General features: G+C 62.7%; 19 protein-coding genes. 9 read left to right on the top strand and 10 right to left on the bottom strand.

The window, feature by feature from the left end; all coding sequences use genetic code 11:
• Nucleotides 1-70: 70 nt before the first annotated feature.
• Nucleotides 71-1,405 carry a dihydroorotase gene (locus JQ628_RS02185; RefSeq protein WP_212218450.1) on the top strand — a complete coding sequence of 445 codons (1,335 nt, stop codon included), beginning with the start codon at nt 71-73 and terminating at the stop codon, nt 1,403-1,405.
• A 671-nt stretch (nt 1,406-2,076) separates the two neighbouring features.
• Here the strand turns inward: JQ628_RS02185 and JQ628_RS02180 are convergent.
• The gene (locus JQ628_RS02180) at nt 2,077-2,328 is read right to left on the bottom strand and encodes a hypothetical protein (protein ID WP_249127408.1); all 252 of its coding nucleotides are present in this window, start codon (nt 2,326-2,328) and stop codon (nt 2,077-2,079) included.
• Between the two features lie 166 nt (nt 2,329-2,494).
• Here JQ628_RS02180 and JQ628_RS02175 point away from each other — a divergent pair, with 166 nt between their 5' ends.
• Nucleotides 2,495-4,198, top strand: coding sequence for a GMC family oxidoreductase (locus JQ628_RS02175; protein WP_212218448.1), 1,704 nt, complete (start codon nt 2,495-2,497; stop codon nt 4,196-4,198).
• A gap of 214 nt (nt 4,199-4,412) precedes the next feature.
• On the opposite strand, the gene JQ628_RS02170 is transcribed toward JQ628_RS02175, so the two are convergent.
• Nucleotides 4,413-6,374 (bottom strand): alkaline phosphatase family protein, encoded by a 1,962-nt coding sequence (locus tag JQ628_RS02170; RefSeq protein WP_212218445.1) that lies wholly within the window; start codon nt 6,372-6,374, stop codon nt 4,413-4,415.
• A 158-nt stretch (nt 6,375-6,532) separates the two neighbouring features.
• Here JQ628_RS02170 and JQ628_RS02165 point away from each other — a divergent pair, with 158 nt between their 5' ends.
• The gene (locus JQ628_RS02165; protein WP_212218442.1) at nt 6,533-7,462 is read left to right on the top strand and encodes a LysR family transcriptional regulator; all 930 of its coding nucleotides are present in this window, start codon (nt 6,533-6,535) and stop codon (nt 7,460-7,462) included.
• Nucleotides 7,463-7,576: 114 nt separating this feature from the next.
• Here JQ628_RS02165 and JQ628_RS02160 read toward each other — a convergent pair whose 3' ends face one another.
• Nucleotides 7,577-8,797 (bottom strand): tetratricopeptide repeat protein, encoded by a 1,221-nt coding sequence (locus tag JQ628_RS02160; RefSeq protein WP_212218440.1) that lies wholly within the window; start codon nt 8,795-8,797, stop codon nt 7,577-7,579.
• Between the two features lie 149 nt (nt 8,798-8,946).
• On the opposite strand from JQ628_RS02160, the gene JQ628_RS02155 reads away from it, so the two are divergent.
• Nucleotides 8,947-9,426, top strand: coding sequence for a hypothetical protein (locus tag JQ628_RS02155; protein ID WP_212218437.1), 480 nt, complete (start codon nt 8,947-8,949; stop codon nt 9,424-9,426).
• A gap of 62 nt (nt 9,427-9,488) precedes the next feature.
• Here JQ628_RS02155 and JQ628_RS02150 read toward each other — a convergent pair whose 3' ends face one another.
• The 4 genes from JQ628_RS02150 to JQ628_RS02135 all read right to left on the bottom strand — a co-directional run bounded on the left by JQ628_RS02150 (nt 9,489) and on the right by JQ628_RS02135 (nt 12,337).
• Entirely contained in the window at nt 9,489-10,244 is a 756-nt protein-coding gene (locus tag JQ628_RS02150) for a hypothetical protein (RefSeq protein ID WP_212218434.1), read from the bottom strand.
• A gap of 148 nt (nt 10,245-10,392) precedes the next feature.
• Complete coding sequence (locus JQ628_RS02145) at nt 10,393-10,584, bottom strand: CsbD family protein (protein ID WP_212218431.1); 192 nt, start codon at nt 10,582-10,584, stop codon at nt 10,393-10,395.
• 81 nt (nt 10,585-10,665) lie between these two features.
• Nucleotides 10,666-11,934 carry a DUF892 family protein gene (locus tag JQ628_RS02140; RefSeq protein ID WP_212218428.1) on the bottom strand — a complete coding sequence of 423 codons (1,269 nt, stop codon included), beginning with the start codon at nt 11,932-11,934 and terminating at the stop codon, nt 10,666-10,668.
• A gap of 196 nt (nt 11,935-12,130) precedes the next feature.
• Complete coding sequence (locus JQ628_RS02135; protein WP_212218425.1) at nt 12,131-12,337, bottom strand: hypothetical protein; 207 nt, start codon at nt 12,335-12,337, stop codon at nt 12,131-12,133.
• A 90-nt stretch (nt 12,338-12,427) separates the two neighbouring features.
• On the opposite strand from JQ628_RS02135, the gene JQ628_RS34930 reads away from it, so the two are divergent.
• Together JQ628_RS34930 and JQ628_RS02125 are read left to right on the top strand one after the other, a co-directional pair.
• The gene (locus JQ628_RS34930) at nt 12,428-12,922 is read left to right on the top strand and encodes a hypothetical protein (RefSeq protein WP_433996095.1); all 495 of its coding nucleotides are present in this window, start codon (nt 12,428-12,430) and stop codon (nt 12,920-12,922) included.
• Between the two features lie 45 nt (nt 12,923-12,967).
• Complete coding sequence (locus JQ628_RS02125) at nt 12,968-13,147, top strand: DUF3606 domain-containing protein (RefSeq protein ID WP_212218422.1); 180 nt, start codon at nt 12,968-12,970, stop codon at nt 13,145-13,147.
• A 92-nt stretch (nt 13,148-13,239) separates the two neighbouring features.
• Here the strand turns inward: JQ628_RS02125 and JQ628_RS02120 are convergent, their stop codons facing one another.
• Both JQ628_RS02120 and JQ628_RS02115 read right to left on the bottom strand, forming a co-directional pair.
• On the bottom strand, nt 13,240-13,473 hold the full coding sequence (locus JQ628_RS02120) for a DUF6894 family protein (protein ID WP_249127407.1): 234 nt from the start codon (nt 13,471-13,473) through the stop codon (nt 13,240-13,242).
• A 131-nt stretch (nt 13,474-13,604) separates the two neighbouring features.
• The gene (locus tag JQ628_RS02115; RefSeq protein WP_212218419.1) at nt 13,605-14,111 is read right to left on the bottom strand and encodes a ferritin-like domain-containing protein; all 507 of its coding nucleotides are present in this window, start codon (nt 14,109-14,111) and stop codon (nt 13,605-13,607) included.
• A gap of 376 nt (nt 14,112-14,487) precedes the next feature.
• Between JQ628_RS02115 and JQ628_RS02110 the strand changes: the two genes are divergently transcribed.
• The gene (locus tag JQ628_RS02110; RefSeq protein ID WP_212218416.1) at nt 14,488-15,564 is read left to right on the top strand and encodes a lysylphosphatidylglycerol synthase transmembrane domain-containing protein; all 1,077 of its coding nucleotides are present in this window, start codon (nt 14,488-14,490) and stop codon (nt 15,562-15,564) included.
• Between the two features lie 95 nt (nt 15,565-15,659).
• On the opposite strand, the gene JQ628_RS02105 is transcribed toward JQ628_RS02110, so the two are convergent.
• On the bottom strand, nt 15,660-20,777 hold the full coding sequence (locus JQ628_RS02105; protein WP_212218413.1) for an autotransporter domain-containing protein: 5,118 nt from the start codon (nt 20,775-20,777) through the stop codon (nt 15,660-15,662).
• A gap of 586 nt (nt 20,778-21,363) precedes the next feature.
• Here JQ628_RS02105 and JQ628_RS02100 point away from each other — a divergent pair.
• Nucleotides 21,364-23,310 (top strand): hypothetical protein, encoded by a 1,947-nt coding sequence (locus JQ628_RS02100; RefSeq protein ID WP_212218410.1) that lies wholly within the window; start codon nt 21,364-21,366, stop codon nt 23,308-23,310.
• A 243-nt stretch (nt 23,311-23,553) separates the two neighbouring features.
• On the top strand, nt 23,554-25,518 hold the full coding sequence (locus JQ628_RS02095; RefSeq protein ID WP_212218408.1) for an FG-GAP-like repeat-containing protein: 1,965 nt from the start codon (nt 23,554-23,556) through the stop codon (nt 25,516-25,518).
• Nucleotides 25,519-25,681: the final 163 nt, after the last annotated feature.

Genomic DNA, 25,681 nt, shown 5'->3' with positions numbered 1-25,681 from the left:
GCGTATCCCATGCTTCGAGACGGCCCTTGCGGGCCTCCTCAGCATGAGGAGGAACTGAATATGAGGACCGATGAATCAGCGATTTGATACCATTCTAAAATCCGGCACCGTGGTCAATCAGGACGGCGAGGGCGTTCGCGACATCGGCATCACCGGCGGGCGGATCGCCGGGATCGGCGGGCTCGGCCAGGCATCGGCCGGCGAAGTGATCGACTGCAAGGGCCTGCACATCCTGCCCGGCGTGATGGACACGCAAGTGCATTTTCGCGAGCCCGGGCTGACCCACAAGGAGGATCTGGAGACCGGCTCGCGCAGCGCCGTGATGGGCGGCGTCACCGCGGTGTTCGAGATGCCGAACACCAATCCACTCACGGTCACCGAGGAGGCATTTACCGCCAAGATCGAGGCCGGCCGCCATCGCATGCATTGCGATTTCGCCTTCTTCATCGGCGGCACCCGTGAGAACGTCAATCACCTGCCGGAGCTGGAGCGCGCCGAAGGTTGCGCCGGGGTGAAGGTTTTCATCGGCTCGTCCACCGGCGCGTTGCTGGTCGAGGATGACGAGAGCCTGCGCCGCATTTTTCAGGTGATCCGCCGCCGTGCGGCCTTCCATGCCGAGGACGAGTATCGCCTCAACGAGCGCAAGCCGCTGCGCGTCGAGGGCGACCCGCGCTCCCATCCGGTTTGGCGCGACGAGACCGCGGCGCTGATGGCGACACAGCGGCTGGTCAATCTCGCGCGCGAGACCGGAAAGCGCATCCATGTGCTGCACATCTCGACCAAGCAGGAGATCGAGTATCTGCGCGATCACAAGGACGTCGCCACCTGCGAGGCGACGCCGCATCACCTCACCATGGCCGCGCCCGAATGCTACGAGCGGCTCGGCACGCTCGCGCAGATGAATCCGCCGGTGCGCTCGGCCGATCACCGCGAGGGCATCTGGCGCGGCATCGAGCAGGGCGTTATCGACGTGCTCGGAAGCGACCACGCGCCGCATACGCTGGAGGAGAAGCAGAAGGCCTATCCGGCCTCGCCCTCCGGAATGACCGGCGTGCAGACGCTGGTGCCGCTGATGCTGGATCATGTCAATGCGGGCCGCCTGTCGCTGGCGCGCTTCGTCGATCTCACCAGCGCCGGCCCCGCGCGCCTCTTCAACATCGCCTGCAAGGGCCGCATCGCCGCCGGCTACGATGCCGACTTCACGATCGTGGATATGAAGCGCAGCGAGACCATCACCAACCAATGGGTGGCCTCGAAGGCTGGCTGGACGCCTTATGACGGCGTGCGCGTCACGGGGTGGCCGGTCGGCACTTTTGTGCGCGGCAGGCGCGTGATGTGGCAGGGCGAGATGGTGACGCCGTCGACCGGCGAGCCGGTGCGGTTTCTGGAGACGTTGAAGGCGTAGGCCAGCCTCAGGGTAGGTCGTCATCACCCGCGAAAGCGGGTGATCCAGTACGCCGCGGCTTCTCGGATCGATCACTGCTGTCTCTGGAATACTGGATCCCCGCCTGCGCGGGGATGACGAGTGAGTGTGTGTCAGCGTTCTCGCGACACACTGTGCCCGAGCTATTCAAATTCATCGCGCCTCTAACGATAGAGGGCGCAGGGAATGCCGGGTGCGCGCTGCACCCGCGGTCTCGTGTGCCTGATGCGCAAGCAAAAAAAGGCGCACACGAGCATACAGGTGAGCGGAGAACACTCCGACATCCCCTGCGCAATGGCTTTACGGCTTACTTCGTGCTCTTCCCGGTGGAGCGAGCTTGTTGTCACCGTCACCCCTGAGAAGCGCCAGCTTCTCGCGAGCTTGACGCCAGCATCGCGGCGTCAGAACCACACGACTTCGCCGTACGCTCCTGCCCGGTCGTCTGCCGGACAAGAAACGTCCATCGCAACCCCGTGCCCAACGTGTCGTGACGATCGCGAAACGTCCCCTCATGTGGGCCCGGGTGCGCGGAGTTGTGCCAGTGATTTGCCCGACGTGTTAAGGGGAATATTTTTATTTTCGGGGCTTGACACGACTTCCGAAAATCAGAAGTTGATTTGCCCGTCGTGTCGAAGATGTCACACCAGATTGCGCTAGTTGGCGGTCTTCCATTGGGTGCGGCGGACGTCCTGCTGGCCGCGGCAGTTAATGTATTCGGGCGTTCCTGGCTTTGCCCCATAGCCGCGGCAGATTTCATCGTCTTTAGCTGCTACGGCATCCGCCGATAGGAAGAGCTCGCCCTGCCCAGGCTGATTTGTTTGGAAGCAGCCACCGAGGATGGCAGAAGCACTGACAAGTAATCCAGCGGTCATTGCCGACCGGCTAGCGCGCTTCAAATGCGTCATACGAAATTTCCCCCTGAATGTTTCCGATGCGCCGATTCAGCATAATCCGCCATCCATGCGGCAACAAGGCAGGCGGATAACGCTTCGCTGATCTGCGCGCGCCGGCGTGACCTCAAAACAAAACCGCGCTACGCTCCGCGGACAAGAACAAGAGGAAGCGCCAATCGTGTACGACTTCATTATCGTGGGCGGCGGCTCGGCAGGGTCCGTGCTGGCCCACCGTCTCTCCGCAAAAAGCGCCAACAAGGTTTTGCTGTGCGAAGCCGGACAGGACACACCGCCCGGCAACGAGCCGGCCGAGATCAGGGACAGCTATCCGGGCACCGCCTATTTCGATCCGCGCTTTCACTGGACCGAGCTCAAGGTTACGACCCAGATCGTCAGCCATAACAATCCGAACGAAGCGCGTCCGCCCCAGCGCAAATACGAGCAGGCGCGCGTGCTGGGCGGCGGCTCGTCGATCAACGGCCAGATGGCCAACCGCGGCGCGCCGACCGACTACGACGAATGGAACGCGCGGGGCGCCGAGGGATGGAAGTGGGCCGACGTGCTGCCCTTTTTCAAAAAGGTGGAGCGCGATCTCGATTTCGACGGACCGTATCACGGCAAGGACGGCCGCATCCCAGTGCGCCGCATCCCCAGGGAACACTGGACCCGGCATTCGCTGGCGTTCGCGGAAGGATTCAAGCAGGCCGGCCATCAATTCCTGCCAGACCAGAACGGCGAGTTCGTCGACGGCTATTTCCCGGTGACGCATTCCAACCAGTCCGAGCAGCGCGTCTCGGCCGCGATGGGCTATCTCGATCGCGACACCCGCCAGCGCGCCAACCTCACCATCTCCACCAACACGCAGGTCCGCGAATTGCTGTTCGAAGGCACGCAATGCGTCGGCGTGAAAGCTGTTGTCGATGGACGCGAGCAGGAATTCCGCGGCCGCGAGATCATCCTCTCCTCAGGCGCCATCCATTCGCCGGCGCATCTTTTGCGCGCCGGCATCGGCCCGGTCGGCCACCTCCGCGACATCGGCATTCCCGTGCGGATGGGCCTTGCCGGCGTCGGCCAGCGCCTGATGGATCATCCCTCGATTTCGCTGTCGTCATTCGTCCGCCGCGGCGCGCGCATGACCGACAACGAGCATACGCGGCGCCACATGCAGCTCGGCCTGCGCTATTCGTCCGGGCTGCCCGGCGTGCCGAAGGGCGACATGTTCGTCGTCGTGCTGAGCAAATCGGCCTGGCACGCCATCGGCGCGCAGATCGGTTCGGCGCTGACCTTCGTCAACAAGACCTATTCCGAGACCGGACAGGTCAAGCTCGCCTCGCGCGATCCCGCGGCCGAGCCGATCGTCGAGTTCAACCTGCTGTCGGACCGGCGCGACCTCGACCGCCTGATGAGCGGCTTCCGCAAGATGGCGGCCGTGCAGATGAGCGACGCCGTCAGGGCCGTCACCGACAAGCCGTTCCCCGCGGCCTATACCGACAAGGTGCGCAAGATCGGCGTGGTCAATAACAAGAACAGGATTCTGACCAGGATCGCCGCCACGCTGATGGACGGGCCGGCGGCGCTGCGCCACTATTTGATCGACAATTTCGTGGTCGAAGGCTTTTCCTTCGACGACGTCATGAACGACGACGAGACGCTGGAAGCCTTCGTACGCAAGTCGACCATCGGCGTGTGGCACGCCTCCTGCTCATGCCGGATGGGGCGAGCCGACGATCCGATGGCGGTGGTCGATAACCAGGGTCGCGTCAAAGGCATTCAGGGATTGCGCGTCGTCGACGCCTCGATCTTCCCGGTGGTGCCCTGCGCCAACACAAATTTCCCGGTGCTGATGTCGGCGGAGAAAATCGCTGCGGCGATGATGCAGTGATCCGTAGCGATCCAGGCAATAGTGCGAATGTCCGTGTGAGGTCCAAAGTTGACACCGAAGCCGCGTCAATGTCCACCAAGGGCCACTAGCAGACATTGGCTGTCTCGCCGGTTCGTCCGCTAAGGGCCAAAAGCTGACATTCGGGCCTCAGCGAACCTGTAGAAGTCCGTCGTAAGCGTCGCGACCACGGCGGTCCACGTTGCCTCGGTAAATTTCATTCCCGGACGGCCCTGGCTTTGTCGAAATACGTATAGGTCGCGCCGCCGCGAGTGAGAGATTTCGTCTCGAGCTCGACCAAGTACGTCGTCAGCTTGGGATCAACGCCATGACCATCAAGATCGGTCGGCATCTTCATCTTCAGTCCGCTCCGCCTAGTGGATTGGTACGTCTTGTTGACCACTTTGTAGTCAGTCGGCGCCGGTCCGCCCACAAGCGCTTCCTCGAGCACGCGGCCCTGTGCGTCCGGCATATTGAACTCTAGGATGCGGGCGAGGGTGGGTGCGATATCGACGTTCGCACTCGGTAGCGTATTGCGCAGCCCCGGTTTGAAATGGGGTCCGTGCGCCATCAGTGAAATATGCACGTCCGTCGCCGAGAAGCTACCGTGATCGCCCCGTCGATTGACGGAACTCGCATAGCTTACGCCCGATTTGCCCGCCACCGTCGTGGTCTCGTCGTAGCTGAAGCTGACGATGATATCGGGTGCCCGGCCGCCATTCCCGGTTTTGATTAGGCTCATGGGCAGTGTACCAGCGATTTCTCCGTACCGATCGCTGACAAAGATGGCGCCGAACTGCAGCCGACTCTGAAGGCTTGTCACCGCCGCTTTCACCGTCTCGATGCTATGGTCGGGCACGAACAAATAATCGCTGCCGGCGTTCGCCGCGACCACGATCGCGCCGGCCGGAACGGGTCGGGGAACCACAAAGCTACCTGACGTGTAGTTTTGCGCGCGTCCGCATACTTCGCCGTCAGGGTCGTCCTTCACCGGAAAGAGATGCGAGCCGTCGGCCGTGATGCCAGACAGCGTCGGAACGTGTCTGCAGCCAGCGCCATCATAGGCCTTCAGACCATCGCGGTTTAGTAGTTCGGCGGTGCGCACGAAGCCGGATACTGCATAGCCGCGCGGATCGGGTTCGCCTATGTCGCGATCAGCAATCGCGCGGAGTGGATAATGCGAAACGTCGCCAGACACGGTACTGTGGTTGTGATCCTGGGTGATGACGATGTCGGTTGAGTTTTCCCAACCTAGCTCGCGCAGCTTGGTCATAACACGGCCAAGGATTTCATCATTCATTCGCGTAGCGTCGATTGAATTGAAGGTTCCCGGCCCGTAAGCATGGTTCGTTGCGTCTGGCTCCTTCGACCAGAAGATCGTGAGATCCGGTTTCATGTTCGGCAGGACATGGTTGACGAAGACATCGGTCAGGTATGCAAAGCCGCGCCGAGAGAGCGCACCGCTGCGGTCGAGCGGGTCGGCGGTCTGTTTATCCTTGAGCCTCGCAATTGGGATCGGCGCAGTGGGATCGCCATTGTCTTTCGCGAGCGTCAGCGCACCGGCCTCGTAGGCATTTACGCTGTTGCGGGGTAGCGCATAGCCGGCCGCTTGCAGATCCTTCGCAAACCCGAGCGGCATAGCCGCGTCTTCATCCAGGATTATGCCGCCGCGGGCATAATCCTGGATGAAGGCGGCGCCGAACTTGCCCACCGCTGCCGTGTTCAGTCCTTTGGCCTGCGCAGCCTGCAGCATAGTCGACACTAACGTCAACCTGCCTCGGTAGGCTTCGCGAACGGCCTCTACAACCCCGAAATCCTCGATGAAGACTGGCGCGGAAAAGTCTATCTCGGCTCCTTTGGCGTTCTTTCCACTCGCGGATGGTGCGTACACAACGTTGCCGTAGAACCCGTGCGCGCCCGGATAAGTACCGGTCGCGATAGAGGCGGAATTTAACATCGTGAAGGTCGGATAGACCGCGTGGTGGTCGGTGAAAACCACGCCTGACGCTGCAAGCGCAAAATAGTTTGGCGCGATCTCCCGCGTTAGGTCGTCGGCGCGCAGCCCGTCCCAGACGAAGACGATGACGCGGCGCCCGGCCGCGTCCTGTGCCCTCGGGGCCTCTGTTCCGAACAACACGAGAGCAAAGACAGTGAGGAAAGCGAGCGGACGCAGTTTCATCGGTATCCCTCCCTGCGACCGAGGTAGCAACGAGCACCCGCTCCAGGCGAGCCAGTGGTGTGGAATTCGCCGATTCACGCTTCGGCAGGTTACGAGCGTGCCACTATGGCGTCCAATACATAATTGATCTATTCTTTATGCGTTTTGGAGATAAGCGAATGGAGCTAAAACGCCTACGCACGTTCGTTACGGTCGCGGATCTCGGCACGGTTTCGGAGGCGGCGCTGCGTCTGTCCATCAGCCAGTCCGCCCTGTCGCGGCAGATCGCCGATCTCGAACACGAATGCGGGTTCAAGCTGTTCGACCGCATCGGGAGGCGCCTTTTTCTGACCACGCGAGGCGAGCAGCTGCTCGTGGACTGCCGGGGCGTGCTTGGCCAAGTTGGATCACTCGCCGAGCGCATGGACTTGCTCAAGCGCGGCGAAACGGGGGTGCTCAAGCTCGCTGCACCACCCCAGACCATTGAGAGCGTGCTGACGGGATTCCTTCCGCGCTACGCTAAGAGCTTTCCCAATGTGCGCGTGAAGCTTACGGAAGCGCTCGGCATGGACCAGGTGCCGCTATTGGAGCGCGGCGAGGTGCACGTCGGCATTCGGCACGATCAGGGCGTGAATCCATGGTTCGAGAGTTTCGCGTTGCCGTCAGACGACGTGCTGGCAGCGTGCTCGCGATCGTTTCCGCTCGGCCAGGACGGCATAATCGACATCGTGTCGCTTGCGTCCCATCCGCTGTTGCTACTTGATTCCGGCTACTCGGTTCGGCGGCTGTTCGACGCGGCCTGTCGCGTGGCCGATGTTGAGCCCGATATTCTGCTCGAAAGCCGCGCGCCACACACATTATTAGCACTAGCTGAAATCGGTCAGGGGATGGCGGTTATTCCGTCAGTGCTGCAGACCAAACGCTATCGGCTCAACATCGCGCGGGTTGCTCACCGGCGGAAGCCACTGCGCGACCGTTACGTCATTCAGTGGGACAAGCGGCGTCCCATGCCGAGTTATGCCGAAAACTTCTGCACGGAGCTCGCTGCCTATATGCGCGACGTACTGCCGATTACGCGACCCTCATCAAAACAGCGCCCTGTACGCTGACACCCCACTTGAGTCCGCTTTGGGGTCATAAGCCGACATTGGCCGGAGCCTTCGCGATGCCCGCCAAGGCCCCCTTGCAGACATTCTCGCTTGAGGCCGCTTTGCGGCATGCCGTCAGAAACCGAGCACGCGGAGCTGTTGCCTGCTGACCGGGTCGCCCGGGTCGATCGATTGTGCCTTGCGGAAATCGGCGATTGCATCCGTGCGGCGGCCCAGCACTTGATAGGTGAAGCCGCGGTTGTTGTAGGCCTCGACATAGGACGGATTGAATTCGATCGCTTGCGTGTAATCCGCAATCGCGCGGTTGCGGTCGCCCTTTGCGACGAAGGCTTTGCCACGGGAGTTGAAGGAGTTGGCGTCCTTGGGGTTTATCGCGATTGCCCGATCATAGTCGGCGATGGCGTCATCGATCCTGCGCAGCGCCACATAGGCATTGCCTCGATTCCAGTACGCCACGCCATTCTTCGGATTGATGCTGATCGACCGATCGTAGTAGGCGATCGCGCGGCGATAGTCCTTCAAGCCTTCGTAAGCGACGCCGCTGCAATTGTACCCGCCGGCATTGTCGGGTTCGCGCTTGATGACCTCGCTGCAATCGGGAACGGCGAGGCCGTATTGGCGATTGTTGCTGTAGGCAACGCCACGCGAGCTGTACAGCCAAAGCAGATTCGGATCGAGCCTGATGGCTTCGCCGTAGTCCGCGATCGCGGGCTCCCATCCGCCGTTTTTCGTGATCAACCTCTTCCGGAACAGCGCCTGCCCCCTTTGGCCAAAACCAAAGGCATATTTCGGATCGATGGTGACCGCCTGGGTGAGATCGGCGATCGCCCGGTCGAATTCGCCTTTTTCCGTCCACGCCATGCCGCGGCGAGCATAGGCCCACGCATCACCGGAATTGATATTGATCGCCTCGGCGTGGTCGGCGAGCGCGGCGTCGTATTCATGCAGACCGTACCAGGCGACGCCACGATTGTTGTATGCCCAGCCGTATTTCGGATCGATCCTGATCGCCTCGGTGCAATCCGCAATGGCCGCGGCATGGCCCTCTTTACTCTCGTAAGCCTCACACCGGTGCGCAAAGGCCCAGGCGTCTGTTGGGCTGAGCTTGATGGCCTCGCTGTAGTCGGCAATCGCGCGGTCGTAATCCCTGCTGTTGAACGAGCTGCGGCCCCGGTTCTTGAAGGCCTTGATGCGTTCTGCCGCCGACACGCTTGCATCGTCGATGATGCGGCTGCATGCCGCGCCGCCGACATCAGGCTTGTCGGCGCTGGCGTCGCACTCGACGCGGTCGGCCGGCGTGGCGGCGAGCGCCGGCATCGCAAGCAGAAGACTCATGCAAAGGAGCAGTCCACCCGATCCGCGCGCTGCCATGCTGTTTCCCTCCGCCAGGCGCTCCGGCGCGACACGTCCGGACATGGGACTTTAGCCCCAAGAGCGGGCTATCCGCCATCGGCAATCGATGTCCGAGAGGCGATAAGCCGACATTGCGGGGCGACGGCACCCTACCCCTCAAGCGGAACCATATTTCCCGGGCATGGTTGGGATGCGTAGCCAACAACGCGAAAGCATGGCCGATGCTGTCCTGTCGTCATCGATTGCTCGTCTGGTGTTTTCCCTTGCTGATTTTTTCCTTCGGCTGTAGCGCCCAACCCGAATGCGACTCGATCGAGACCCGGAAAGCCGTGCTTCAATTCATCTCGGACGACCGGAATAATCCGTTGCTCGATTACGCTACAAGAACATCGACCGCGAACAAGGACTCGGCCGAAAGCGCAAAACCCCTCTATCAACTCGGCCAGAGGATGGTCACCACCTCGACCAGCAAGGACAAATTAACGCTGAAGTGCAGCGGCCCGCTCTCGGTGGCCGTCAATGACCTCAAAGCGACGAAAGAAGTGAACTTCACGGTCCAGCAATCGCCGGACGGCAAGATTTCAGTTTCCGTCGATCCGTTTCAGTTTTGAGTCCCACGAATGGCGCTTTGGCCATGTCTCGGATGCCCGGCCGATCATTGGCGCATGCACCCTCAGTCGGGATACTCTTCCGAGCCCTGTACCCAGAGGAATGACTGAAGATCGATCATGTCGCGCGGCCGCAGATCCTCGATGCTCGCCCGCACTTGCCTGACGAATCCGAGAAGGTCGCGGTAGAGCAGCCATGACGGCCGCGAGGCATAAGGTAAATCGAAGCCAACACGCCGCGCCGCTTCCCGCGTCACGGTCGGCTTGAAAAAGAAATGCGTTTTGGGCTGCGCAATGAAGCCGAACACCGTAACCAAGGGCCAGGTCAGCACACGCGTTTGTCGCCGGGGCAGACGATCCACTGCCGCGATCCAATTGGAGAACCTCGCATCGAGCGGATCGTCGCCATGAAGCAAGGCAAACAGCGCGGTTGCAAATGCCCGAACTCCTGCCGGGGATTTGACGGCATCCCGCAGTGCCATCTTTTCGAAAGAAAACAGCAGGTTTGTACGCGACTCAATGCGGATGGCAAGCGCAGCAACCTCCCTGTAACGCCCTTGCGCAAGCAGCCGCCGAAATGCCGGTTCGTTCAAGTGCTCCTGCCAGCGCAGGTGGGCGCTCCACTTGTACTCACGCTCTAGCGACAAATAATCCTCATCGCGAAAGCCGGCGGGAAAGATATCGAGAAACTTCCGTCGCGCCTTTCGCGCGGTGAGGGTTGGGCCGGACGACGGCTTCGGCCGGGTTACGCGCTTCCGCCGGGCGATCGCCAGTTGGCGCGGCTTCGATCTGAATTCACGGCGAGGTGCTGTGGATGCCATGAGATGGCAACGCACGCCGGTTGAGACATGTTCCGCATTACGAATTGCGCGGCTAACAAATTCGCTCCCGAGCATCGGAGGACCGAGCGATGTTGCTCGCAGGAAAAAAGCCGCCCGAAGGCGGCTCTTTCCTGGTCATCCCTCTTGCTTACCTCTTTACAGCATCCGCTGCATCGCGGGCGGCATCCTTGACGTCACCGGCCACATTGTGAGCAGAGCCTTTGGCCTTGTCGATCTTGCCTTCGGCTTCCATGTCCTTGTCGCCAGTCAGCTTGCCGGCGCCTTCCTTGATGGTGCCTTTGGCCTTGTCTGCGGCGCCCTTTATGTGTTCGCGGTCCATCGTCGCTCTCCTTTTTCTTGTATCTAGTGACAACGGTCCGGGTTTTCCGCCGTTCCGGCCGGAAGGCCAGCCCTTGTTCGCTCAGTCCGCCGTTTGCTCGATCGGCGCCGGCATCCGCGCGACCGACATCAGCGACCGTGCCACCTGGTTGAGGAGCTGATCGGAATTTTCCTCCTCCGCTAGCGATTTCGAAAGCAGAGCGACCACGGCGCTGTGCCGAAGCTGTGAAGCGAGGTTGCGAGCACTGGTGTAGCCTGCGATCTCGTAATGCTCCACGCGCTGCGCGGCGCCGATCAGGGCAAGGTCCGCCGCGGCGTCCTCCTTCTCCTCGTTTTCACCGATGACTTCCTCGCCTTCCTCGACGAGGCCCTGCATACCCTTGCAGGGTTTTGCGCGCGCCGTCTCGCCCAGAAGCTCGAAGCATTCGTTGAGCCGTTCGACCTGGGCTTCGGTTTCGCCGAGATGGATCTCGAACAGCTCACGGAGCTGATCAAAGCGGGCGGCCTCCGCCATCTTCGGCAAGGCTTTCGTCAGCTGCTTTTCCGCATGAAGCAGATCGCGCAGCTCGTCGATCAGAAGGTCCTGTAGCCCCGCAACATCGTCGGGCGGCGAGCTTTCAGCCACGATGGAAGGTGAAGGTTCGGCGGTTTCAACCACCGGCGAAGCGGTGAAGACCCAGTCGTTGCCTTCGTTCCACGGACCGCGGGCGTCGATTTCGCCATGGTCGCCCGTGCCGGTGGAGGCATTGAAGTACTGGTTGGCAAGCCCCGGCGTCGGCGCGATGCGCCCGATCGTCAGCGGCGGCTTGCTCATGCTTTCCAGAGCCAGGCCGAATGCCTTCATGTGCGCGATCTCGCGCGTCATCAGGAATTGCAGAGCATCCTTGGTGCCGGCATCGTCGCAGAAATTGATCAGGCGCTCGTAGACGATTTTCGCACGCGCCTCCGCCGCGATATTGCTGCGCAGATCGACGTCGAGTTCGCCGGTGATCTTGAGGTAATCCGCGGTCCACGGATTTCCCTGCGAGTTGAAGAGATTGATCCCTCCCCCGCCGGCGATGGCGATCAACGGGTCGGCCTCGGCGGCCTGGCGATCGAACTTCGAGGGCTTCAGGTGCATGCGGGCGAGCGTACCCACGACTTCGAGGTGGCTGAGCTCCTCGGTCCCGATGTCCATCAGAAGGTCCTTGCGATCCGCGTCTTCGCAATTCAATCCCTGGATTGAATATTGCATCGCGGCGGCGAGCTCGCCATTCGCTCCGCCGAACTGCTCCAGCAGCATGTTGCCGAAACGAGGGTCCGGCTCGTCGACCCGTACGGTGAACATCAGTTTCTTGACATGGTGATACATCTTCCGACCTTTCGCGGCTGTCTCTCCGACGAGAAGTCTTCCAACAACCATTCGTTCCTAACTAGTCCAGGACAGCATCGACAGCGCGTATCGACAACGCATCGGCATGCGCCGCTTCGGCAATGGTTGCCGGAGATGTCGACCCTTTTCTGGATGTGGCCGTCGTCGCCGACGATATCGGCGCAATAGCCATTCACTATTGCGGCGACTTCAGACCGGGAGAGCGTAGCCACTCGCTGATGTGAGCACCGACGTCGGCCTGACGGGCCTTTCGCAAAAGGCCCTCGCGTTGCAAGCCGGGCGGCAGAAGCCTCGCCTGCTCGCGCAGGCGCCTCGCCTCCTCGGCCAGACGTGTTTCAAGGATATCGGTCTGTCTGATACGGCGTCGCTTTGTGACGGTCATGGGCTGCTCCATTCCGCTGATGATGCAAGGCGGGAGCGCAACCGGCGTTCTCATCACCGATAGAAGCCACGGGCCGGACGGTGATGGCCGATGCTGCTACCGAATTGGCCGGAAAGCGAGTCCGTTCTGGCTCATCCGGATAATCCCTTCGGTCAATTTTTCGGAATGGCTCAGACGTCTCAAATTGAGCGGAATGCTAAAAGGAAGGCGGCCGCCGCAGCGGCTACTCAAGGACCGGATGGCCAAAAATATTTGAATCTATCATTTGATAAAGACTCCCTTTCGCACGGTGTTACCCTTCAGACATCACCGCACGGCCAAGAGGCAACTATCGGTGATGAGAACGCCGGTTGCGCTCCCGCCTATCAGCAAGGGAGAAGCACCATGCCGAAACGACGCCGCTTTAAACAGACAGAACTTCTCGAGGAGCGCCTGGGACAGGAAGCGATCCGGCTTCGCGCAGAAGCCAAGCTGCTGCCGCCGGGCGCCAGGCGCGAAACGCTGCTGCGACTGGCGAGGCAAGCCGAGACCGGCGCGCAGATGAGCCAGTGGCTGCGCTCGCCCGGCCTTCAGCCGCCGAAGTAGGAACATCGGCGATTCAAGGATGTTTTTCTCACAGGAGCAGTTGCCATGGACAGCCTGACCAGGAAGGAGCGGCCCGATCGCTCAAAGATCAACATGCACCAGCCGCACGAGGTCAAATACTGGGCTCATGCGCTGGGCGTGTCGAAGGAAGAGCTACAGAAGGCGGTCGACAAGGTCGGCAACTCGGCAGCGACAGTCCGCAAGGAGCTCGGCCTGACAAGTTAGGCGATCGCCGATATTCAGCCTGCCCCGCGGCTTTCAAAGGGACCGAGGCTCGGAGCGCGATCAAATCAGCCCCCGAACGGCTGGTTTTTTTGTCAGACGGTCGTCGAAGCGAGCGGCATCTGGGCAATTTCCTTGCCGCTGTCATCGACCACGGCAATGAAATTACCCTCACGGATCATGGCTGGCTTCTCCGTCCCGATCCTGTGGGCGATGAAGCTTCCATGGTCCCTGGCTTCATCGTCATTCGCGCACTCGTGACCGAGGACGTCATGGGCGGGAAGCTCGCCGGCGAGGTGGAAGAAATACCTGGGCATATGGGCCAACATCGTTCGCGCCGTGATGTTCCTGGGAGAGCCTTGCCGAGCGGGTGAAGGCTTTCCGGGGACAGATCCCCGGGCAGAAAAAACGCCGCGCGAACATTTGTCGCGCGGCGTTCTGCCTCAAATGGCCGGGAAAATCAGCTCGCGGCCCGCATGTTGACCTTGCTCTCCGCAATGGTCGTCAGCTTCTTGTCGGCCGCCTTCTCCTCCTCGAGCGTCTTCTGGAGCACGCTGGCGCAGTCGTTGCGGCCGAGCTGTTTTGCCCAGGCGATCAGGCTGCCGTAGCGGGTGATCTCGTAATGTTCGGCGGCCTGCGCGGCGTTGATCAGGGCGGCATCCAGCACGCTCTTGTCCTCGACTTCGCCCGCGACCTCCTCGGCTTCCTCGATAATGCCGTCGATGGCGGGGCAATTGACCGCCTTGACCTCGGCGCCGTGCATCTTGAACACCTGCTCGAGGCGCGTCACATGCGTTTTGGTCTCATCGAGATGGCTGAGAAAGCCCTGTTTGAGCTGGGGATCGCTGGCCTTTTGGGCCATGGTCGGAAGCGCCTTCACGAGCTGCTTTTCGGCGTAATAGATGTCCTGCAATTGATGCACGAACAGGTCATTCATGCTCTTGATGTCCTTGGTAAACAGTCCCATTGCACGGTCCTTTTTTTCATGAGAACAGGCTGCGCGGCCCCCTTCGAAACCCGCCTCGCGCCGTCCATGTCCGGTTGCAGATAGCGGGCTAACCGGGGGAACAGGGCCTCGTTCCTGTAAATCCCGCAATTCGCTGGCAAAAACCGGGGAACATGGCGTGCCGCCCGCCGGTTGAAGGGCGACTCAAAATCCTGAGCGCCAGGACATATGTACGGAGTATGACAATGAGGGCCGAGGAAGACCCCAAGGGCGCCTTGTCAAGGACTGCACAACGACAAGGTTTTGCCTTATGGGTTTCCGCATACGGTACGCCTGACCGTTGCCTGTCGCGTTCATGACGGGCCCTTCACGTGTTACCGCCCTGCCGGGAGGATGAATGCATCGGCTGCTGACCGCGCTCGGGCGCGGCTTCAAGGAAAAAATCGGCTGGAAGCGGGTCGGGATCGCCGCGAGCCTTATCATCATCGTCCTGGCTGTGATGCATCTGGTCAAGACGCTGAAGGGCGTCGATACCGCCGTGGTCCTGACCGCGCTGACCGAGATCGCGCCGCACCGGATCGCGCTCGCCGCGCTGTGCGTGGTCGGGGCGTTCTGCACGCTGACCTTCTATGATTTCTTTGCGCTGCGCACGATCGGCAAGAACCATGTGCCCTATCGCATCGCAGCGATGTCGAGTTTCACCAGCTACACCATCGGCCACAATATCGGCGCCACCGTGTTTACCGGCGGCGCGATCCGCTTCCGGATCTATTCGGACTACGGCCTCTCCGCGATCGACGTCGCAAAGATCTGTTTCCTGTCGGGGTTGACGTTCTGGCTCGGCAATCTGTTCGTGCTCGGCATCGGCATGGCCTGGCATCCGGATGCGGCCACCGCCATGGACCTGTTGCCACCGGCCGTGAACCGGCTGATCGCGATCGGGTGCCTCGCCGGCATCGCGGCCTATCTGGTCTGGCTGGTGACCGGCGAAAAGCGCCGCGAGCTCGGGCAGAACGGCTGGAAGGTCGTGCTGCCGTCGGCCAAGCTGACGCTGGTGCAGATCCTGATCGGCGTCGTCGATCTCGGCTTCTGCGCGCTGGCGATGTATCTGTTGATGCCGACCCAGCCCTATATCGATTTCGTCTCGCTGGCGGTCGTGTTCATTCTCGCCACCCTGCTCGGCTTTGCCAGCCATGCGCCCGGCAGCATCGGCGTGTTCGACGCCGCCATGCTGGTGGCGCTGCCGGAATTTTCCAAGGAGGAATTGCTCGCGACGCTGGTGGTGTTCCGCATCCTGTATTTCCTCATCCCCTTCGGCATCTCGATCTCGATCATGGGAACGCGCGAGCTCTGGCTCAGCGTCGTCAAGCCCTGGATGGAGCGCCGCCGGGCGGCGAACGACGAGACCGAGCCCACGGCCCGCACGGCCGAAATTCCGGTAAGGCAGCAGGTCAAGCGGGCGAAACGGTCGTAAGGTGCGAATAGGGAGCGGCGAATAGGAAATTCCATTCGCTCCTCGCCATTCGCTATTCGCCGTGTCGGACCGACGCCACGCTCAACCTTCAGCACTCACCACGTGTAGCGGATACGCCCGGTGGCCGTGTAGGTCTGCGAGCGATCGCCGAACTCGCCGTCGAACTTGGCGAGGAAGGAGACGCCGTTGGCAAGCCGCCATTCCGCACCGGCGGTCGTCAGTGCGAGATCGCGCGAGGGCCGTGCGCCAAAGACGGTGAACGGGGCCGCCCCGAGGCCGAGCGCGGTGAAGTTGGCCGCCGCTTCGGGATTGCTGATCGCATCATGGGCATAGGCGAGCCGGCCAAACAGGTTGAGTTGGCCGCCATTGTCGATCGGCATCGTCTTGTCGAGGCGCGCGCCAAGCTCGCCACGCCAGGCGGTCGCGGTGCGGCTTGCGAAGTTGAGCGCGAACTGGTTGGAGCCCGTGACGGCGGCCTCGCCGTAGCCCGGCGTGCTGAAACTCTGTCCCTGCACCGCGCCATAGGGCGTCCAGACGATGTTGCCGTAAGCCACAGGCAGGCGATAGCCGCCCTCGATGCGGCCGCCAAAGCCGTGGGCGTTGTAGTCGGCCCTGAGCTGGTCGAAGCCCGCCACCGTCACGGTCCGGTTGGTCGAAGTCCAGTAGCTGGAGTAAGTGAGCGCGCCCGTCACATAGGCCTGGCCGGCGCTGTACTTGCCATAGAGACCGGCAAGGAAGGCATCGCTGGTGCCGCCGCCGGTGACGCCGTTGCCGGTCAGCGACCAGTTGATGTTGCCGCCGGCGAGCGAAACGCCGATCAGCGCATCCGGCGAGAAGCGATAGTCGGCGCCGGCTGCGACGCCGCCGGCGCGCGTATAGATATCGTTGCTGCCGACCGTCGCCGTCTCGCCGCGCGTCTGATTGGCGCCGCCGAACGCCGCGCCCCAGATGTCCCAGCTCGGCGCATAGGCCATCGCCGGCGGCGCCTTCGTGTAGGCGGCGAAGGCCGAGCGCGCCGCGTCCGGCATCGCCGGGGACGACACCCCTGAGGAAGGCTCTTGCGCGTATCCGATGGCGCTAGTGGCCCCGACCCGGTTGGTCGCGAACGGATCGGTCAGCAGCGACAGATAGGAATTGCCGAGCTGGAATGCGCCCTGTTGCGCGCCAGTGGCGTTCTCGCCGGACAATTGCGTCAGCGCGTTGCCGAGCGAGGGTCCTGTCAGGCCGAACAGCGCGACAAAACCCGGCGGCAGCGCGCCGCCATTGTTGAAGAAATTGTTGAGCGTGCTCGCGACGTTCTGCTGGTTCTGGTTGAGATTGCCGCCGATGCCGAGGACCGCGGCCAGATCGACCAGTACGTCGGTCGCGGTGTAGTTCAGCGACGCCGTAAATCCTGCCGGCAAAAACGTGTTCGTCAGTCCGCCGGTGAAGGTGGTGCCGCCGAGCCCGCCGGTCGCGGACAGGATGGTGTATTGGCGGCTGACATAGGCCCCCGGCAGGAACAGCGCGTTCACCGAGCCGCCGGTCAGGTTGGCAGTACCGGAGACGTTGATGCGATCCGCATTGCCCGCGGCATCGACATCGACCCGATAGACGCCGTTGCCGGCGTAATTGCCGGCGAGCGTGATCACCTGTCCGGCCACGCCGTTCTGTATGTTGACCGTGCCGGTGTTGCTGAGATTGCCACTGAACGCCGAACTGGCGGTGCCGGCATTCCATGTGCCGCTGTTGGCGAATGTCGAGGCCGCGTTCGAGCCTGTCACGTTCACATTGCCGCTGAGGGTGCCGCTGTTGGTGATGTTGAAGGTGCCGCTTGTCGAGCCAAACACCGCGTTGGTCGCGCCGGTGACGGTCGAACTGCTGATGATCGCGATATTGCCCGAGGTCGCAACGGCGTTGATCGCGTTGGCGGCCGTCGACGTGAACGCAACGCCGGCCGTAATCGTGGTGGCGCCAGTGGTGGCCTGGGTATCAATGACATTGCCGCCGGTAGCGCCGACCGTGCCGCCGGTGAGCGAGATGGCGACGTCGCCGGTACCCGTCGACGCATCAACCCGAACCGCGTTGGTCGTACCGTTGAGCGCGCCGCCGGTCTGGCTGACGTCGATGTTACCACTGCCGCTTCGAAATGCGTTGATGCCGATCGTCCCGGCGGCAACGGTCCCGCCGGTCTGGCTGATGTCGATGTTACCACTGCTATTTTGAAATACGTTGATGCCGATCGTTCCGGCTGCAACGGTCCCGGCGGTATGATTGATGTCGATCAGTCCGGCGCCGGAACCGCTTGAGACGATGCCATTTTGAGCGGCCGTCACGTTGTGACCGACATTGACTGTGGCGGCACCGCTCCCCAGGATGGTAGAGATGCCGTGGCCGGAGATGCCGGTGACGGCGCCGCCGGTGGTGACTGTGGTGGTGCCGGCGCCGGCGGTGAATATCCCGGTTGTTGCGCCGGAAACGGTGCTGCTGGTGGCAACAAGCACATTGCCGTCCAGCGATGCCGCTAGGACGCCCAAGCCGGTATTTCCAGTAATGCTTCCGCCGCTAGTGATATTGACGTTGCCGGTGGTTGCTTGAGCCAAGATGCCGTCAGCGCCCTGAACGGCGCCGGAGCCGTTGATATTGATGGCGCCCGTCGTCGACGCCGCGTTGATGCCGCTGCCGCCGGTCGAGGTGAGATTGACGTCCGCCGTAATCGTGGTGGTGCCTGTCTTGGCCGAGGTCGTGATGACATCGCTGACGACATTGCCGACCGTGCCGCCGGTGAGCGAGACGATCACATTGCCGCTGCCCGTCATCGACGCGGATACGGCCTGGCTCGTGCCGTTGAGCGCACCGCCGGTCTGGCTGATGTTGATGGTGCCGCTGCCGCTTTGAATTGCCTCGATGCCGGTCGTTCCGGCAGCAATGGTCCCGGCGGTGTGGTTGACGTTGATCAGTCCGCTGCCGCCGGAGCCGAGCGCCTGGATACCCCGGGTGCCGCCCGTCACGTTATGACCGACATTGACGGTGTTGGTGCCGTTCTGCGTTTCGGTCTGGATGCCCGCAGCGCTGGTGCCGGTGACCGCGCCACCGGTGGTGACCGTCACGGTGCCGGCGCCGTTGGCGAGCGCGGTTATCCCGTAGGTGCCGCCAGAGACGGTGCTGCCGGTGGCAATGAGCAGATTGCCGCCGGATGATTGCGCGGCGATGCCCGCGCCGGTGCTCCCGGTAACAGCTCCGCCGCCGGTGATATTGATGTTACCGGCGCTGGTTGCGAGCGCGCGGATGCCTTCGGTCTGGCCGGTGATGGCACCGCTCCCGCCGATGTTGATTGCGCCCGTCGTCGAGGTCGCGCTGATGCCGCGAGCACCGGTCGAGGTGAGGCCGGCGTCGCTGGTGATCGTGGTCGTGCCGGTCGTGGCAGAGGTATTGATGACGTTGCCGCTGACGTTGCCGACGGTGCCGCCGGTGAGCGAGACGGTCACGTTGGCGCTTCCGGTCGCCAGCGCGGATACGGCACGGGTCGTGCCGTTGAGCGCGCCGCCGGTCTGGCTGATGTCGATCGTGCCGCTGCCGCTTTGAGCCGCGTTGATGCCGATCGTTCCGGCGGCAATGGTCCCGGCGGTATGATTGATGTCGACCGGTCCGGCGCCGTTGGCGTTCGACTGGATTCCTTCGGTACCGGCCGTCACGTTGTGGCCGGCATTGACGGTCGTGGCGCCAGTCCCCAGCAGGGTCATGATGCCGAGGCCAGTGCCGCCGTTGATCGCGCCGCCGGTAGTGACGGTAACGGTGCCGCTGCCGTTGGTGGTCGCCTGTATGCCCCGGCTGCCTCCGGACACCGTGCTGCCGGTCGCGACGAGCACATTGCCACCGGACGATCCCGCGACAATGCCCGTGCTAGTGATGCTCGCAACGGCTCCGCCGCCGGTGACATTGACATTGCCGGCTCCGGAGGCGAGCGCCTGGATGCCGTTGCCCTGGCCCTGGACAGCGCCGCTTCCGTTGATGTTGATCGTGCCCGTCGTCGACGACGCGTTGATGCCGGTACCAGCAGTCGAAGTGAGGTTGACATCCGCCGTGATCGTGGTCGTGCCGGTGGTAGCCGAAGTCTCGACAACATTGCCGTTGACATTGCCGACCGTGCCGCCGGTGAGCGAAACAACAACATTGCCGCCGCCTGTCATCTGGGCGAGCACGGCACCGCTCGTGCCGTTGAGCGCGCCGCCGGTCTGGCTGATGCCGATGTTGCCGGTGCTGGATTGAGTTGCGACGATCCCGATCGTTCCGGCGGCAATGGTCCCGGCGGTGTGATTGATGCCGATCACCCCGCTGCCGAAGCCGGTCGTCTGAATGCCCACAGTGCCGGCCGTCACGTTATGGCCGGCATTGACCGACGTGTTGCCGTTCGCCGCACCGGTCAGGATGCCCCATTGGCTCGTGCCGGTGACCGCGCCGCCGGTGGTGACCGTCACGGTGCCGATGCCAAGGGTGTTCGCCCTTATACCGGAGTTGCCGCCGAAGACGGTGCTGCCGGTGGCAACGAGAATACTGCCGCCGGCGGAGCTGGCATTGATGCCCGAGGCGGTGCCGCCGGAAATGGCTCCGCCGCTGGTGACATTGATACTGGCGTTGTCGTCTGCCAGCGCGAACACGCCGGTCTGGCCGCCGGTGAAGCTGCCGGATCCGTTGACGTTGATCGTGCCGGCCCCCTGGGTATGGACGAAGACGCCGTTGTTGCCGCCGGGACCGAACACGCCGTTGTTCGTGACGGTGACGCCGCCCGTGCCGACGTTGGTAATCGCCGCCCCGATCGAAGCCGTCCCGTTGCCGGTATAGGTGACCAGTCCGCCGTTGCCGATAAGGTTCAGACCAGCGATGGTGCCGCCGTTGGTTAAAGTAATGGTGTTGTTGCCGCCGCCGTTGGTGAGCGCGAGTTCAAGGCCGAAACCGTTGACCGTCACGCCGTTGGTGACCATGCCGATGATGTTGGCGCCGTTATCGAACTCCTGGCGCTTGTCGATGGACGACGGTGTGCCGCCGTTGGTGTTTATGGTGTCGGTGGTGGTCGTGTTGACGACGCAGTTAACGAAGCCGCCAACGGTCACGTCGCAAGCCGCGCTTGCGTCGGTGACGGACACCGACAACGCTGCCGCGCTGACCAGTGCCGTACTCGCGAGCAGAGTCGCCAGCCGCCGCGCCCGCGTGCCACCCGGCGCAAGTACGCTCATTCCCATTCCCAGCCCCGCATTCCGGCAGAATCCACGATTCGGCCACCGGACAACGGTTCCGGCGCGCCATTGTTAGAGAGAGATGCCCGGCGGCTGCAATGGTGCGGCGCCCCAGCGATCGGGGACGGCGGCACAATCACCGGGACCTGTGGCGGAGACGACACAATCGTGGCGTGGTGTATGACAACGCTGTCACAGCATCCGCGGTAATGACGCATCACGGCGGCGTTCGTGACGCGTGCAAGCGGGCGATTGCCCCTGCCCTCACCACGTATGGTTGAGCGCTCCGTTACCGGCGAGCGTGTGCGAGTCCGCCGCAGGCTCGCCGTCGAAGTTGCCTTAGGCCGTTCGGCATCCGCATCGCGCGGCGCCCCGTCGATGAAGCTCGTGCCGGGCTCTACCGGAACTCGGCCCGGACGCGGCCACCGTGATTGCCGTCGTGCACCGAACGCTCAACGACAGCTTCGCGACGAAAGCCGCCGCCGCACGAAAATGGTAACGGCGTCGTTATCCGCGCGCGCCGGTCTTTTGGGCTAGGACCATGCGGTTCTCTTATTTCCGCCTTACCGGTAACGTCAAAGGCGCCATGAGCAAGATTCCCCTCCGCAAAGCCATTGCTGCGGCGCTGCTTCTCGGCCTGTTTGCCGGCTTGCCGGCCGATGAGGCGCAAGCGCAGATGACCGTCGACGGACCTCTTCAGATTACCTGGGAGGTTCGCAACCGTTTCCGCCTGTTCCGTGAGGAGCGTGACTTCGCCCTGCATGCCGAGAGCGCGCGCGGCCGCAGCGTGCTGGCCTCCGAACAGGCGCTCGCGCTGCAAAGCGACGGCCGCGGCTGGGCGCGCAACATGGTCAACCGGCTCTGCATTGACCTCGCCGGGCGCGTCAGCGAGCCCTGCACCCGCGACAACGTCAAGGAAAGCTATTTGACGCCGATCGACCATGCGGTCGTGGTGCGGCTGGCGGGCGCCGTTCCGGTCGGCGCCACCTGCGCCTGGACCTTCGACGATGGCGAGGGTCCGCAGAGCTCGACTTTCGATTGCGCCGAGCCGGTCAACAACCGCGTGCGTTACGGCCGCACCACCGTGGCGACTGTGGAAGTTTCGAGCTCGGAAGGCACCCAGCGCATTTCGACCGAGATTGCCGTGCGCGACATCCTGATCGCGGGCCTCGGCGACAGCATCGCCTCCGGCGAGGGCAATCCGGACCGCCCGATCGCGCTTTCCGACGAAGGCTTTTGCTTCCGCTATTATCTGTCGACGGCGATGGCGCAGTATTATCGGCCGAGCCGCGCCAACTACAAGGGCGGCCGCGCCTGCGAGGCGCCGGATTCGCTCCAGGTCTGGCAGCGCCAGAGCGCGCTGTGGTTCAATCCGGCCTGCCACCGCTCGCTCTACAGCTATCAGACCCGTACCGCGCTGGCGCTCGCAGTGCGCTATCCGCACATCGCCGTGACCTACCTGCCGCTGGCCTGCACCGGCGCCACCATCGCCGACGGGCTGTTCGGCTCGCAGGGCGCGCGCGAATGCCCGCCCTCGAAATCGAACGCGCCGTGCCGCACGAAGGTGAATGGCCAGCTCGCCGAATTGCGCGAAGCGCTCGCCGCCGCAAAAGGCCGCCAGCCCGACCGCACGCTGGACCTGATCCTGCTGTCGATCGGCGCCAACGACATCTATTTCTCCGGCCTCGTCGCCGACGTGATCGTGGATTATCCGACCGAGCGCGTATTGTTCCGCCGCAGCGGCGTGATCGCGTCAGTCGAGGACTCGCGGAGCGCGCTGACGAACGATCTTCCGCGAGGGTTTGGCAAGCTGCGCGAAGCGCTGAAGCCGCTCGTCGGCGGCGACCTCTCCCGCGTTATCTTCACGTCCTATGCCAATCCGGCACTGGCCGGCAGCGGCGCGCCCTGCCCCGGCGGCCCCGCCGGATTTGACGTGCATCCCTCCTTCAACGCCGATCCGCAGCGGCTCGCCAGTGTCGCTGGTTATGTCGACAATGAATTCCTGCCGCAGTTGCGGGCAATGGCGCTGTGCGAGCGAGGCATCATCTGCCGCGATCCGCGCGCCGACCGCATGACCTTCGTCGATGCGCATCAGCAGACCTTTGCCGCCCACGGCTTCTGCGCGCGCGCGCAGACCGATCCGGAATTCGACCGCGAATGTTTTTCGCCGAAGGGCGAAAGCTTCAACACCGACCTCGTCACCGCCGCCAGCCAGCCGATGCTGTGCGGCCGCAGCGCGAGCGAATACCGCGCCTACCTGCCGCGCGCGCGCTGGATTCGCGACGCCAATGACAGCTATTTTTCCGCGATGACCTATCCGCAAGGGCTCCCGGCCAACATGCAGCCTTCAGACATCCATGATGCGACCTGGGGCGTGCTGTCGGCAGTCTATGGCGGCGCCGTGCATCCGACCGCCGAGGGCCATGCCGCGATGGCGGATGCGGCAGTACCAGCAGCGGCGAGCGTGCTGCAACTCGATGCGGGCGTTCCGGAAGTCGTCTCGCAGCCGATCCGGCCGTTCGGGCAACGCTAGCATCACCGCGATCCGGGAATGAACGAGGGCACGTTCGTCAACGAACGATCGCCGCGGCTCGTCCTCCGATCAGGCACCTATCCATGCCACCTCGGAAAGGTTGAATATCGTCGCAATCGCGACATCGGAACAGGCTTGAATTCATTACCCCATCATGATCGTGACGTAATTCCGCTTGACTTGCCGCGAACAAGATCAACGCCTCCAGGAGCCGCGATCTCTCCTCGATAAAGGGAACCCGCAATGCCAGCGACCGCCCTCGAACAATACATCCTCGAACTCATCAATCGCGCGCGGCTCGATCCGGCAGCGGAAGCGGCACGGCAAGGCATTGCTCTCAATGAAGGCGTTCCGGCTGCCGATACCATCTCGACCGTCTCGAAGCAGCCGCTTGCGATGAACGAGATATTGCTCGGTACGGCGCGGACCCACAGTCAGGACATGATCAATCGGGACTATTTCGCGCATGATACGCCCGAAGGCGTCGATCCGTTCGTACGGATGACCAATGCGGGCTACAACTGGAACGCCGCCGCCGAAAACATCGCTTATCAGACGACACCCGGTGCCATCACAGACCAGCTGTCAATCGGTCTTCACCGGATACTGTTCGTGGACCTCAACTATCCCGGCCGCGGACACCGGGTCAGCATCATGGATAACGCCTACCAGGAAATCGGCGTTGGGCTGGCGACCGGCAATTTCCAGGGCTCCAACGCTGCGATGATAACCGAGGACTTCGGCACCTCGGGCAACCAGCAGTTCCTGACCGGCGTTTCCTATGCGGACAACGACCATGACAATTTCTACTCGATCGGCGAAGGCCGGGGTTCGATGTCGATCACGGTATCAGGCAATGGATCGACGGCCACAGGATCCACCGGTGGTTATTCGCTGGCCGTGGGCTCCGGGGGCAGAAACATCACGTTCAGCGGCGGCGGTCTGGCATCGCCGATCAGCGTTGCCGTCCTCATCGCGGCCCATACCAATGCCAAGGTCGACGTGATCGACCAGGGCACCATCGCAACTTCGGCCTCCCTGACGGATCTGGGCGGCGCGACGAAGATCATCGGCCTTGGTACGATTGGCCTGGCGTTGACCGGCGATGGCGGCGGCGACACGATTGTCGGGACCAAAGGCAACGACACCATCGACGGCGCCGGCGGCAACGATACCGCCGTTTTCTCCGGCAATTTCGCATCCTACACCCTGACCAATCTCGCACAGGGCATCCGGGTGGTGGGCCCCGACGGCACGGACACCGTGCTCAACGTCGAGAATTTTCAGTTCGCCGACCGCACGGTGAACGTTGGCGGCTCCAGCGCGGCGACGCACAACGACTTCAACGGCGACCACATGAGCGACATCGTCTGGCGCAACGACGCCGGCACTGCCCAGATCTGGTCCATGAACGATGCCACGATTCATCACACCAGCCCGCTCGGCACGATGCCGGCCAGTTGGACTCTCGCCGGCACCGGCGACTTCAACGGCGATGGCAAGAGCGATCTGTTGTGGCGTAACGAGGCCGCCGGCACCGCCCAGATCTGGGACATGAATGACGGCGCCATTCTCCACGCCAATTCGCTGGGCATCATCCCGGCTAGCTGGAAAGTCCTCGGTGTCGGCGACTTCAACGGCGACGGCATGAGCGACATCGTCTGGCGCAACAACGCCGGCGCCACGTCGATCTGGGCCATGAACGATGGCGTCATTGACCACACCAACTCATTGGGGACGGTGTCTTCGAACTGGACGCTGGCCGGCACCGGCGACTTCAACGGCGACGGCAAGAGCGACTTGCTGTGGCGTAACGAGGCCGCCGGCACCGCCCAGATCTGGGACATGAATGACGGCGCCATTCTGCACGCCAATTCGCTGGGCATCATCCCGTCCACCTGGAAAATCCTCGGTGTCGGTGATTTCAACGGCGATCACATGAGCGACATCGTCTGGCGCAACAACGCCGGCGCCACCACGATCTGGGCCATGAACGACGGCGCCATTCACCACACCAATTCATTGGGGACGGTGCCGTCCAACTGGAATCTCGCCGGCACCGGCGACTACAACGGCGACGGCAAGAGCGACCTGCTGTGGCGTAACGAGACCGCCAGCGCCGCTCAAATCTGGGACATGAATGACGGCGCCATTTTGCACACCAATTCGCTCGGCGTGATACCGGCGAACTGGGACATCATCGCCTAAGGGCTGCGTACTACGCAAAAACACGTCAAAGGCGCTTTCGCTTGCGATCCTTTGACGCAGCGTGCGCGTTCCCGCGATATGGCAAATGCCATTGTTGGCATTTTAGCGATTTGAAACGACATGACGGCGGCCCGGATTGAGGCCGATCGATCTGTCGCAATAT

The sequence above is a fragment of the Bradyrhizobium lablabi genome (genome assembly GCF_018129385.1).
GTDB lineage: Bacteria > Pseudomonadota > Alphaproteobacteria > Rhizobiales > Xanthobacteraceae > Bradyrhizobium > Bradyrhizobium lablabi_C.
This window is presented reverse-complemented; position numbering and strand designations above follow the sequence as displayed.

Coding starts and splice junctions, on each gene's coding strand:
- JQ628_RS02185 (WP_212218450.1), top strand. CDS start 71: ATGAATCAGCGATTTGATACCATTCTAAAATCCGGCACCGTGGTCAAT.
- JQ628_RS02180 (WP_249127408.1), bottom strand. CDS start 2,328: ATGACGCATTTGAAGCGCGCTAGCCGGTCGGCAATGACCGCTGGATTA.
- JQ628_RS02170 (WP_212218445.1), bottom strand. CDS start 6,374: ATGAAACTGCGTCCGCTCGCTTTCCTCACTGTCTTTGCTCTCGTGTTG.
- JQ628_RS02165 (WP_212218442.1), top strand. CDS start 6,533: ATGGAGCTAAAACGCCTACGCACGTTCGTTACGGTCGCGGATCTCGGC.
- JQ628_RS02160 (WP_212218440.1), bottom strand. CDS start 8,797: ATGAGTCTTCTGCTTGCGATGCCGGCGCTCGCCGCCACGCCGGCCGAC.
- JQ628_RS02150 (WP_212218434.1), bottom strand. CDS start 10,244: ATGGCATCCACAGCACCTCGCCGTGAATTCAGATCGAAGCCGCGCCAA.
- JQ628_RS02145 (WP_212218431.1), bottom strand. CDS start 10,584: ATGGACCGCGAACACATAAAGGGCGCCGCAGACAAGGCCAAAGGCACC.
- JQ628_RS02140 (WP_212218428.1), bottom strand. CDS start 11,934: ATGTATCACCATGTCAAGAAACTGATGTTCACCGTACGGGTCGACGAG.
- JQ628_RS02135 (WP_212218425.1), bottom strand. CDS start 12,337: ATGACCGTCACAAAGCGACGCCGTATCAGACAGACCGATATCCTTGAA.
- JQ628_RS34930 (WP_433996095.1), top strand. CDS start 12,428: ATGCTGCTACCGAATTGGCCGGAAAGCGAGTCCGTTCTGGCTCATCCG.
- JQ628_RS02125 (WP_212218422.1), top strand. CDS start 12,968: ATGGACAGCCTGACCAGGAAGGAGCGGCCCGATCGCTCAAAGATCAAC.
- JQ628_RS02120 (WP_249127407.1), bottom strand. CDS start 13,473: ATGTTGGCCCATATGCCCAGGTATTTCTTCCACCTCGCCGGCGAGCTT.
- JQ628_RS02115 (WP_212218419.1), bottom strand. CDS start 14,111: ATGGGACTGTTTACCAAGGACATCAAGAGCATGAATGACCTGTTCGTG.
- JQ628_RS02110 (WP_212218416.1), top strand. CDS start 14,488: ATGCATCGGCTGCTGACCGCGCTCGGGCGCGGCTTCAAGGAAAAAATC.
- JQ628_RS02105 (WP_212218413.1), bottom strand. CDS start 20,777: ATGAGCGTACTTGCGCCGGGTGGCACGCGGGCGCGGCGGCTGGCGACT.
- JQ628_RS02100 (WP_212218410.1), top strand. CDS start 21,364: ATGAGCAAGATTCCCCTCCGCAAAGCCATTGCTGCGGCGCTGCTTCTC.
- JQ628_RS02095 (WP_212218408.1), top strand. CDS start 23,554: ATGCCAGCGACCGCCCTCGAACAATACATCCTCGAACTCATCAATCGC.